This window comes from Mesorhizobium sp. M7A.F.Ca.AU.002.02.1.1, from assembly GCF_003998535.1.
Taxonomy (GTDB): domain Bacteria; phylum Pseudomonadota; class Alphaproteobacteria; order Rhizobiales; family Rhizobiaceae; genus Mesorhizobium; species Mesorhizobium ciceri.
This window is the reverse complement of the sequence record NZ_RZPB01000206.1, coordinates 1-8,423: the sequence shown is the minus strand read 5'-3', so window position 1 is coordinate 8,423 and position 8,423 is coordinate 1. Positions and strand designations below refer to the sequence as shown.

Genomic DNA, 8,423 nt, shown 5'->3' with positions numbered 1-8,423 from the left:
ACCATGACGAGTTCGCCCGCCAGTTCCAGGGCGTGCATTTCGGCGGCATCGTCGTTGCCGATCGCGCCATCCACGAGACCGCCGACGGCAAGCGGCTGCTCGTCATCCATGGCGACCAGTTCGACACCGTGGTCCACAATGCGCGCTGGCTCGCCTATCTCGGTGACCACGCCTATGACGCGGCCATGCTGGTCAACCGCGTGGTGACGCGGCTGCGCCAGCTGCTCGGCCTGCCTTATTGGTCCTTTTCGTCTTGGGCCAAGCACAACGTCAAGAAGGCGGTGAACTTCATCGGCTCGTTCCAGACCATGCTTGCCGACGAGGCGCGCCGTTCGCATGTCGATGGCGTCATCTGCGGCCACATCCATCATGCCGTCATCGAAAATTTTGGCGATGTCCAGTACATCAACACCGGCGACTGGGTGGAAAGTTGTACGGCTGTGGTCGAGCATTTTGACGGCCGCATGGAAATCCTGACTTGGGCGCAGGTGCTGCCCGAGGTGCCGGACGAGCCCTTTATCCCGCTGCTCATCGAGGACCGGGTAGGGCAGGCGGCCTAGTCCGAAGTCCTTTCGGCTTCGGAATCAATCAATTAGTCCAACCGGTTTCGTCCGGTTTTCGTCCATGTTAAGGGATCGATACGCGTTGCCCTCCGGCCGAATACAGCGCGATTGGATCGATTCATGTCCCTGCCGCAGCTCTCGCCCGAACAACTCGTCAAGCCGCGCCATTTCGAACTGCGCATGAGCCTGATGTTCGCGACGCTTTTCGTGCCGCTCGGAACGCATTTGCCGTATTTTCCGTTGTGGCTGCAGGCCAAGGGTTTTCATGCCGAGCAGATCGCGGTCATTCTGGCGGCGCCGATGTTCCTGCGCGTGGTGACGACGCCGCTGCTGACCGCGCTGGCCGACCGTGCCAGGGACCGCGCCGATGTCTATGTCGCGCTGATGGCTGCGTCGCTGCTTTTGTCGGCAGGTTATTTCCTGACACCCACCTATGCGATGGTGCTGGCGGTCTCGCTGACGCTGACCATCGTCTGGACGCCGCATTCGCCGATCGCCGATTCGCTGGCTCTTTCGGGTGTCCGCCGCTTCGGTTCGAACTACACAAGCATGCGCAAATGGGGCTCGATTTCCTATTTGTTCGCCAATATCGCCGGCGGCTTCATTCTGTCGGTAACCGGTTCACAAGCCGTTCCGGTTATCATTCTGGTGGCGTTTGCCGCCGCCCTTGCCGCCGGCCTGCTGGCGCCGCGCCTTGGCCGTCCGCGGCGCGCCTCGCCGCTGTCGGCCACCGACATCCAGCATTCAGCGCCGAAGCTTCTCAACCCGTATTTCCTGTATTTTTCCACGGGCGTCGGCGTCATCACCGCCAGCCACGCATTCCTCTACGGTTTCGTCTCCATCTACTGGAAGTCGATCGGCCTCGGCGATTCGGTAGTCGGTCTCTTATGGGCTTGGGGCGTGGTGTCGGAAGTCTGCATGTTCATGATGTTCACCCGCTTTTTCGGCCGGTTCTCCGTCGTGTCGGTCATGGTGATGGCCGGAATCGGCTCCATCGTGCGCTGGATCGCCTTTCCGCTGGTCTGGCCGCTCGGCCTCGGCATTCCCGGCTTCTTCGCTGTCCAGTCGCTGCACTCGGTCTCGGTGGCGCTGGGGCTGATCGGGCTGCAGAAGATGATCGGCGAAACGATCTCCGAGGAGCGGACAGGTGCCGCGCAAGGCATTGCCTATTTCTCCAACGGCTTCTTCATGGCGGTGGTGACGCTGGCGTCCGGCCCGCTCTACGACCGTCTCGGTGTCGACGGCTTCTTTGCCATGATCCCGATTGCGTTGATCGGACTGGCGCTGATCGGCCTTGCTGCGCGCTCAGCCCCAGAGCGCCGTATCGGGCGGTGACACCAGCGATCCCTGGTAGACAAGGCCCGGTACCCGGTCGCGGGCAAGCAGCAGCGGACCGTCGAGGTCGACGAAATCGGCATGCTGGGCAAGCAGCACCGCTGGCGCCATCGCCAATGAGGTGCCGACCATGCAGCCGACCATCACGCCGAAACCGAGTTCGCGGGCGCGATCGCGCAGCACCAGTGCCGCCGTCAGGCCCCCCGACTTGTCGAGCTTGATGTTGACGGCATCGTAAAGACCGACAAGCGCTTCGAGATTCTTAGCCTCGTGCACGCTTTCATCGGCGCAGATCGGCACCGGATGGGCGATATGGCGCAGGATCTCGTCATGACCGGCCGGCAGCGGCTGTTCGATCAGCGCGATGCTTTGTTCGGCGGCAAAGGCGAGGTTCGCAACGATGTTGTCGTCGCTCCAGCCCTCATTGGCGTCGAGGATGATGCGGCTGTCTGGCGCTGCCTGCCTGACCGCCCGGATGCGGGCAATGTCGTTGTCGCCGCCGATCTTGACCTTGAGCAGCGGCCGCGCCGCATTGGCGCGGGCCTGCGCCGCCATCGCCTCCGGCTCGCCCAGCGACAGCGTGTAGGCGGTTTCGAGCGCCTGCAAGGGAACAGCACCTATCGCAACCGCCACCGATGTTCCGCTGAGCTTCGCCTCCAGATCCCATAGGGCGCAGTCTAAGGCGTTGCGGGCGGCTCCGGCCGGCATGGCATCGAGCAAGGCGCTGCGGCTGATGCCATCGGCGATCCGGCCGCGCATGGCGTCGATCGCCTCGCGCACGCCCTCAATCGTCTCGCCATAGCGCTTGTAGGGGACGCATTCGCCGCGGCCGAAATGGCCGCCGTCGCTGATCGTGCAGGAGATCACTTCGGCTTCGGTCTTGGAACCGCGCGAAATGGTGAAGGTTCCGGCGATGGGAAAACGCTCGGCCTCGACCGAAATGACACGCGCCATATTTTTCTGCTCCTGCTGTGCGACAAGCGTTGTCGGCAAATCGACAGGTCAGACCCGTCAGGCTAAACAGGACGCCATGTTGACCATCGGCAAGCGCGACGCAAGCGGCACGACCGCAGGGGAGGCTGACCACGAACCGCGCGTGGCGATCGGCGAGGAGGACGGCGTTCTTGGCTGCGCTTTCTCCGGAATCTGGACGACACGGACCGTTGCACTCGTCGACGCCGACATGCGCAAGATCGAAAAGCGAAGCGGCTTCAAAATCTTGGCGCTCGATGTTTCCAAGATCGAGAAGATGGACACTGCCGGCGCCTGGCTGATCGACCGGCTGGTCAGCGCCTTCGAGAAGAAGGGTGTCGAAATCCAGATGCAAGGCCAGAGCGAGATCGCTTCGATCCTGCTCGAAGCTGTCGGCGAGGCCGTGCGGCGCGAACCCGAATCCGGCCCGGTGCGACCGCCCAACATCGTCATTCGCGCGCTGGAGGCGGTTGGCCGCCGGGTCTACGAGATGCGCGACGATTTTCTGGCCTCGATGAACATCCTCGGCGCCACCATCCGTGGCGCGCAGATGAAGCTCGGCCGTGGCCATGCCGTCAACCCGGCGGCGATTTTCAACCAGATCGACCGTATGGGCGTCGGCGCCATTCCGGTGGTGGTGCTGATGTCGGCGATCGTCGGCGCCATCGTCGCCCAGCAGGGCGCCTATCAGCTCAGCTATTTCGGCGCCGATATCTTCGTCGTCGACCTCGTCGGCGTGCTGATCCTGCGCGAACTCGGCGTGCTGATGACGGCGATCATGATCGCCGGCCGCTCCGGCAGCGCGATCACCGCCGAGATCGGCTCGATGAAGATGCGCGAGGAGGTCGACGCGCTGAAGGTCATCGGGCTCAACCCGATCGGCGTCCTGGTCTTTCCGCGGCTCGTGGCGCTGGTCATCGCCTTGCCGTGCCTGACCATCATCGCCAATTTCGCCGCACTCGGCGGCGGCATCCTGGCTGCCTGGCTCTATTCCGACATCCCGCCCGCCGCCTTCATCGACCGGCTGCGCGTCGCCATCGATCTCAGCACCATCTTTGCGGGCCTGATCAAGGCGCCGTTCATGGCCATGATCATCGGCACGATTGCCTCGGTCGAAGGCATGAAGGTCGGCGGCAGCGCCGAATCGCTCGGCCAGCATGTTACCGCTTCGGTGGTGAAGTCGATCTTCGTCGTCATCATCCTCGACGGGCTTTTTGCCATGTTCTACGCAGCGATCGAGTTCTGAGATGAAGCTGCGAAACAGGAAAAGGGCGGGTGCATTGGCGGATGACGCGGGCGAGGGCGATATCGTGCTTTCCGCGCACGACATCAGCGTTTCCTTTGCCGACAAGCTTATCCTCGACAGACTGTCGCTCGACATAAGGCGCGGCGAAATCCTTGGATTTGTCGGCGCCTCGGGTGCTGGCAAATCCGTTCTGCTGCGCACCATTCTCGGCCTGACACGCAAGCAGTCGGGCACGATCAGGCTGTTCGGCGTCGATATCGAGAAGGCTGATGATGCCGAGCGTCTGCGCATCGACATGCGGCTTGGCGTGCTGTTCCAGCACGGCGCCCTGTTCTCGGCGCTGACGGTGCTGGAAAACGTCCAGGTGCCGATGCGCGAATATCTCGACCTGCCGCGAAAGCTGATGGACGAACTGGCGATGCTCAAGATCGAGCTGGTCGGGCTGCCGCCCGACGCGGCGCAAAAATTCCCATCCGAACTGTCCGGCGGCATGATCAAGCGCGCCGCGCTGGCGCGGGCGCTGGCGCTCGATCCCGACATCGTCTTCCTCGACGAGCCGACATCGGGTCTCGATCCGATCAGCGCGGCGGAGTTCGACGAGCTGGTGGTCAAGCTGCGCGATACGATGGATCTGACCGTCTACATGGTGACGCATGACCTCGACACGCTGTTCACCGCTTGCGACCGGGTGGCCGTGCTCGGCAAGAAGAAAGTGCTGGTCGAAGGCACCATCGACGACATGCTGAAGAGCGAGGAACCGTGGGTAAAATCCTATTTCCGCGGAAAACGCGCCCGGCAACTTGATCTTGCGGCGCGCGCATAGCCATAAGTGGGACAATGGAAACCAGAGCCAACTACGTCATTGTCGGCATCTTCACGCTGGCCGCGATCCTGGCGGCGTTTGCCTTCGTCTACTGGACGGCGGCGATCGGCGACAAGGGCGAGACGACGTTGCTGCGCGTGCGCATTCCGGGCTCGGCCTCCGGGCTCGGCCGCGGAAGTTTCGTGCTGTTCAACGGCGTCAAGGTCGGCGACGTCAAGCGCGTCTATATTGATGTCGACAATCCGACGGTTGCCATCGCCGATACCGAGATCGACCGCATGACGCCGATCACCAAATCGACGCAAGCCGATATCGGGCTTGCCGGCCTGACCGGGCAGGCCAACATCGAACTCAAGGGCGCCGATCCCAAGGAGGTAAAGCTCCTCGACCAAGCGGAAAAGGAAGGCAAGGTCGCCGAGATCGTCGCCAACCCGTCGGCGGTGACCAACCTCTTGCAGACGGCGCAGAATATCTTCACCCGCGCCGACAAGGTGCTGACCGAGCTCGAAGGCTTCACCAAGGACGTTCGCGGGCCGCTGACGCAGACCGTCCAGAACGTCCAGACCTTCTCCGATGCGCTGGCCAAGAATTCGGACGGCATCGACAAGTTCCTGTCCGCGGCCAGCACGCTGGCCGATGAGCTGAAAGGCGTTTCCGGCAAACTCGACGGCACGCTGAAGGCGGCCGAAGGCCTTCTCAACGCGGTCGACAAGGACAAGATCAAGAGCATCGTCGCCAATGTCGACGCAGTAACCGGTAACCTCAAGCAGACGTCGAAGCAGCTCGACGGCGTGATCAAGAACGTCGATACAGCCGTGGGGTCGGTCAACGACTTCGCCAAACGGACGCAAGGCACGCTGGCCAAGGTCGACAACGTGCTCGACGGTATCGATCCCGCACAAGTGCGCTCGGCGCTCGCCAACATCCAAAAGGCCAGCGAGAGCGCCGACAAGGCCGCCGCCGACATCGCGGAGGTGACCCACAAGTTCGCCAACCGGGCCGACGACATCGACCAGACGATCAAGGACGCAAAGCAGCTCGCGCAACGGCTCAACGATGCCTCGGTGCGAGTCGATGGCATTCTAGCCAAGGTCGATACCTTGCTCGGGTCGGGGCAGGCCGACGGCGTGATGGCGGATGCGAGGGCGACGCTGAAGTCGTTCAAGCAGGTTGCCGACACGCTGAATGCCCGCCTTGGCGTCATCACCGACAATCTGGCGCGATTCTCGGGCCAGGGGCTTTCGAACGTCGAAGCGCTGGTGCAGGACAGCCGCCGTTCGATCAGCCGCATCGAGGAGGCGGTAACCGACCTCAGCCGCAATCCGCAGCGCATCCTGTCGGGTGGCGACGGCGAGGTTCGGCAATTCGATGGCAGGGCGCGGCGTTGACTTCGGCGCCGGCGCGCCCCAGAAACATGAGCCGCGAAAGCGGGTCGATCTTACGATCCGGGGACAACGGGGATCGCGCGTGAAGTCTGTGTGGGTGAAAACGGGCGGGTTGACATCGGCTGCGGCACTGCTTGCCTTGACGCTGGCCGGCTGTGCGGCGTTGGGCGGCAAGCCCGCGCCGCTCGATACGTTCGAGCTGTCGGCGCCGTCGGTCGACGCGCATGGCCACAGCCGCCGCCAGATCCTGATCGCGCAGCCGTCGGCGCTCAAGGCGCTGGACAGCCAGAACATCGTCATCAAGCCGTCGGATCGTTCGATCCAGTATCTCAAGGGCGCGCAATGGGCTGACCGGCTGCCGCTGATCGTGCAGGCGCGGCTGGCCGAGACCTTCCAGCGATCGGGCAGCTTTGCCGGCGTCGGCAAGCCGGGCGAGGGCCTGGCGATCGACTATCAGGTGATCGTCGAGATCCGCTCATTCGAGGTTCGGGTCGACGGCGGCGAACATGCCGAGGTCGATCTGTTCGTGCGGATCCTGAACGATCGCAACGGCGAGGTCCGTGCTTCCAAGAGCTTCACCGCAGCCGCACCCGTCTCGGGCAGCGGCAATCCTGCTTATGTCAGCGCACTCGACAAGGCGTTCGGCGACGCCGCCGGGCAGATCGTGCGCTGGACGGATTCGGTGATCTGAGCGCGACGCGCGCCGGAATCCCATCAGGCTTCTCTACCTACAAGTGGTCGAAGATCTCCGGCCGGAGCTTTCCGGTCTTCATCAGGTGCTGCAGGGTGTAGGTCACGGACAGCGCGTCATCGAGCGCATCGTGCCCCTGCAATGGCGGGTGCTTGACGCCGTAGTAATCCGCAAGCTTGTTGCTCGGCGTTCTCGCCAGATCCTCGATCGGCATTCCGGCTGCGATCAGCAGCTTGACGGCGTTGTCAAACCGGGTGGCCGGGATCGAAGGCTGAATGCCCCCGACATAGCAGCTGATGGCGATCATGTTCAATTCGTCCTTGCCCCAGGACCAGAATCGCGCCCCTTCGGAAAAACGATCGATGTCGGCGAGGGCATCCCCTAGTGCCACCCCTTTTGTCTCCAAATCTTCCTCGGTGATGCCGGTCAGTTTGGTGAAGAATGGGTCCAAGGCGTATCTCTGACCAAACCGGTCGACCGGTTTGATATAGGCCTTGTGTGTTCCGAGCAGGGGGAAGTCGCCTTCAAGTCCAAGCCTGACGGCGCCGATCTGTGCGATCACCGGGTCGGGATCGTGGGCCGCGCACCAGAATCTGCGTTGCGAGCCCTCCAGGCAAAGAAACTCGCAGTCGAAAATGATTGCCGTCTTCACGATCACACCCTGCGAGCGTTAGGGCAGCGGTACTGTGGATGAATTATAGCGCCGTCGGGAGATCGACTTAGGGCGGATTCCGAAGGCATCGATAGTCTCGCAAGACCTGTTGCGGGCAGGTTCAACGCGTGCCGGACGTTAGAGCAGGCACAGGCGGGACCATGGCCCGCCTGTTCAATTCCCGTCTTAGTGCAGGCGGCCGCTCGCATGCGCCAGCATGGTGTAGACCTTGCCGGTGTCCGACGTCAGGTAGGTCTGCGCCATGATGTTGTCGCGGTCGTTGCGTGAGACATCCTTGAGCAGCTTCTCGAAATCGTCGCAGTAGCGGTCGACGGCGGCGCGGAACTCGGCCTCGGCCTGATACTTGCGACGGATCTCGTCGAACGTCTGCTGACCCTTCAGCGTGTAGAGCCGCCTTGTGAACACGTCACGCTCGCCGCGCCGGTAGCGGTTCCACAGCTCGATCGAAGCATCGTGGTCGATGGCCCGCGCGATATCGACGGAGAGCGAGTTCAGCGATTCGACGACATGAAGGGGCGATCGCTGGGCAGGCGTAGCGCGGGGCGCTTCCGCAGTCGCTGGGGGAGCTGCCGACCTGAGGTCCTCATCGTTCGATGCCGCGGTCAGCAGATCGCGCACCCAGCCACCCTGCGGCGTGCGGGCGTTGGCATCGCCGCGCGGACGCGGTGCCGCCTCGGTCGGACGGTCAAGGTCGAGCGTGCCGCGCAATGCAGGGCCGCCCAAGGGCGCCTGAGG

Annotated in this window: 9 protein-coding genes; 6 read left to right on the top strand and 3 right to left on the bottom strand. The window is 63.1% G+C overall.

Annotated elements, in window-relative coordinates:
- Both EN879_RS14945 and EN879_RS14940 read left to right on the top strand, forming a co-directional pair.
- On the top strand, positions 1–560 hold a 560-nt coding region (locus tag EN879_RS14945; RefSeq protein WP_164774415.1), incomplete at its 5' end, for a UDP-2,3-diacylglucosamine diphosphatase.
- A 123-nt stretch (positions 561–683) separates the two neighbouring features.
- The gene (locus EN879_RS14940) at positions 684–1,898 is read left to right on the top strand and encodes an MFS transporter (RefSeq protein ID WP_063167911.1); all 1,215 of its coding nucleotides are present in this window, start codon (positions 684–686) and stop codon (positions 1,896–1,898) included.
- Here EN879_RS14940 and dgcA read toward each other — a convergent pair.
- Positions 1,869–2,852, bottom strand: coding sequence for an N-acetyl-D-Glu racemase DgcA (dgcA, locus tag EN879_RS14935; RefSeq protein ID WP_063167912.1), 984 nt, complete (start codon positions 2,850–2,852; stop codon positions 1,869–1,871). The genes EN879_RS14940 and dgcA overlap by 30 nt on opposite strands.
- Positions 2,853–2,928: 76 nt before the next feature.
- Between dgcA and EN879_RS14930 the strand changes: the two genes are divergently transcribed.
- The 4 genes from EN879_RS14930 to EN879_RS14915 are packed head-to-tail and all read left to right on the top strand — an operon-like array spanning position 2,929 to position 7,015.
- Positions 2,929–4,116 carry an ABC transporter permease gene (locus tag EN879_RS14930; protein WP_063167913.1) on the top strand — a complete coding sequence of 396 codons (1,188 nt, stop codon included), beginning with the start codon at positions 2,929–2,931 and terminating at the stop codon, positions 4,114–4,116.
- 1 nt (position 4,117) lies between these two features.
- The gene (locus EN879_RS14925) at positions 4,118–4,939 is read left to right on the top strand and encodes an ABC transporter ATP-binding protein (protein WP_024503546.1); all 822 of its coding nucleotides are present in this window, start codon (positions 4,118–4,120) and stop codon (positions 4,937–4,939) included.
- Between the two features lie 14 nt (positions 4,940–4,953).
- Positions 4,954–6,327 (top strand): MlaD family protein, encoded by a 1,374-nt coding sequence (locus EN879_RS14920; protein WP_024503545.1) that lies wholly within the window; start codon positions 4,954–4,956, stop codon positions 6,325–6,327.
- Positions 6,308–7,015, top strand: coding sequence for an ABC-type transport auxiliary lipoprotein family protein (locus EN879_RS14915; protein ID WP_063167914.1), 708 nt, complete (start codon positions 6,308–6,310; stop codon positions 7,013–7,015). The genes EN879_RS14920 and EN879_RS14915 overlap by 20 nt, the downstream gene beginning before the upstream one ends.
- Before the next feature lie 37 nt (positions 7,016–7,052).
- On the opposite strand, the gene EN879_RS14910 is transcribed toward EN879_RS14915, so the two are convergent.
- The gene (locus tag EN879_RS14910) at positions 7,053–7,667 is read right to left on the bottom strand and encodes a 3'-5' exonuclease (RefSeq protein WP_063170226.1); all 615 of its coding nucleotides are present in this window, start codon (positions 7,665–7,667) and stop codon (positions 7,053–7,055) included.
- 186 nt (positions 7,668–7,853) lie between these two features.
- Positions 7,854–8,423: hypothetical protein (locus EN879_RS14905; protein ID WP_164774414.1), on the bottom strand; the 570-nt coding region annotated here is incomplete at its 5' end.